The 2,216-nt window shown below is 66.6% G+C and carries 2 protein-coding genes; both read right to left on the reverse strand.

Going from position 1 to position 2,216, the window contains the following annotated elements; genetic code table 11:
- Window positions 1–54: 54 nt before the first annotated feature.
- A complete protein-coding gene (gene istB / locus ILT44_RS30205) occupies window positions 55–855 on the reverse strand; it encodes an IS21-like element helper ATPase IstB (RefSeq protein WP_204243301.1) in 801 nt (266 codons plus the stop codon).
- Window positions 855–2,144, reverse strand: coding sequence for an IS21 family transposase (gene istA / locus ILT44_RS30210; RefSeq protein WP_204243302.1), 1,290 nt, complete (start codon window positions 2,142–2,144; stop codon window positions 855–857). Before istA ends, istB begins: the two co-directional genes overlap by 1 nt.
- Window positions 2,145–2,216: the final 72 nt, after the last annotated feature.

The raw sequence follows: 2,216 nt of genomic DNA on the forward strand, positions 1-2,216 counted from the left end.
TGTCAACCGAACCGAAGAATTGACCCCTTGGGCGCACTGAAGATCTGACCCCCCTCATTGCTTTGTGGTTCCCTCGGTTTCGAGTGCTGCTCCGACCTTCTGCAGAAGGCCGGATCGGCGCTTTTCGCGAAGCCGGTAGCTGTCCCCGCGGATGGTGATCACCGTCGAGTGATGCAGCAAGCGATCCAAAATCGCCGTCGCCACCACGGGATCCCCGAACACGCTGCCCCATTCGCCCACGGAGCGGTTGGAGGTGATCAGGATCGAGCCCCGCTCGTAGCGGCGCGACACCAGCTGGAAGAATAGATGCGCCGCATTGGCCTCGAACGGCAGATAGCCGAGCTCGTCGATGATTAGCAGCTTCGGTCGCGCCAGGATCGTCAGTTGCTTGTCGAGTAGGCCATCGTCGTGGGCCTTGGCCAGCATCGCCACCAGCGTCGTGGCCGTGACGAACTGCACGCTATAGGTCTGCCGGATCGCCTCGCGCCCGAGAGCCACTGCTAAATGAGTCTTGCCGGTGCCTGGCGGCCCCAGGAACAAGACCATGTCGCCATGGGCGACCCAGCGGCAGGTGGCCAACTCCCGGATCTGACGCTGATCCAGCGACGGCTGCGCGTCGAAGTCAAAGCCGTCGAGTTCACGCACAAACGGGAACTGCGCGATCTTGCTCGCCATGGCGATCCGCCGCTCGTCGCGTCGTGCGATCTCGCGCTTCACCAGGAACGCCAAGGCCTCGCGCAAGGTCATGTCCGAGCGGGCCGCTTCATCCAGCAGCGTGTCGAGCTGGTCGCGGATTGCCGTCAGCTTGAGCCGGTCGAGCATCGCCACCAGCGCCTCGTGATCGATGGCCGTCATCACCAGCCTCCTCCCACCAGCGCCTCATACTCGGCCAGCGGTCGCAGCAGGGCGGGCGGCACAACGATGCCCGTCGGCGCCGACCGCACCGGCCCCGCAGCACCGACAACGCCGGCCAGATGCGCGCGCTCGACAATCCGTTGGCGGCGGCCTCGGCACAGGGCATGATCGGCTACGACCTCGCCCGCATGACGTACGATCACGCGTCCACCCAGCACCACGACCTGGACGCTCTCCCCGATCAGCCGCCAGGGCACCGAGTAGCTGTTCGTGTCCAGATCGATCGCGCAGTCGGCCTGAACCTTGCGCACCAGATCCCGCAGCTGCCCGAACGGGGCTCGCCCGCCGAGGGGACGAAGCGCCCCGGCCTCGGACGCAAACCGCTCCGCCGGAGCTACGCCGGTGGTGCCATGCACCCGCTGATCGGCGACCTCACGCGTCCATCGGTCCAGATGCGCCTCGAGGGCGGCCCAGCTCTCGAACCGGCGGCCGGCAATGGCATTCTTCTTGACGTAGCCGACCCCGCGCTCGTCCTTTCCCTTGGTGCGCGCCCGGTAGGGCGCACAGGCGCGCGGGGTAAAACCCCAATAGCGGGCAAAGGCATGCAGCCGGCCGTTGAACCGCACCTCTCGGGTGGCCGCATCGTGATGCTCGACGAGCGCCTTGGGATTGTCGAACAGCACTTCGGCCGGAACCCCGCCGAAACGCAGAAAGGCGCCTTCCATGCCCTCGAACCAGTCCGACTGGCGCTCCCGCAGCGAGGCCCGGATATGCAGCCGGCGCGAGTAGCCCAGGGTGGCCACAAACACGCGCACCCGCACCCGCTCGCCACTGACCCATACCCGCGTGTCGCCGAAGTCGATCTGCATCTGCTGGCCCGGCGCCGTCTCAAACCGTACGGTTGCACGCATCTGCGCCTTCAACTCCCGGCGCCAGCGCTGCACCCGTAGCTCGACCGAGCGCAGCCCGATGACGATGCCCTGTTCGCTCGCCAGCTCCTGGCGCACCACGTCCGCATTGCCGCCATGCCGGAAGAACCGCTCCCGCAGCCAGTCATCCAGCCCGTCGAAAGCCGTCCGGCGCACGGGCTTGCGGAAAGCCGCAGCCCCGCCTTGGCGCAGATAGCGCCGCACCGTATTGCGCGCGCACCCGAATTCCCTGGCCAGCCGCTTGGCTCCCCAGCCAAGCCCATGCAGCCGCAGCATTGCGGCCACCTCCTCAGCCTGAAGCATCTCGTCTCCCCGCACCGTCCGCGACAATGCAGGATGGGCCCAATCCCCAATCGACATCTATTCCTCCTTTGCCAAGGAGGGGTCAGGTCTTCGTTTCGTCAGGGGGGCAGTTTCTCAGTTCGGCCGACA

It is taken from the genome of Microvirga arvi, assembly GCF_016892765.1.
In the GTDB taxonomy this organism is placed as follows: Bacteria; Pseudomonadota; Alphaproteobacteria; order Rhizobiales; family Beijerinckiaceae; genus Microvirga; species Microvirga arvi.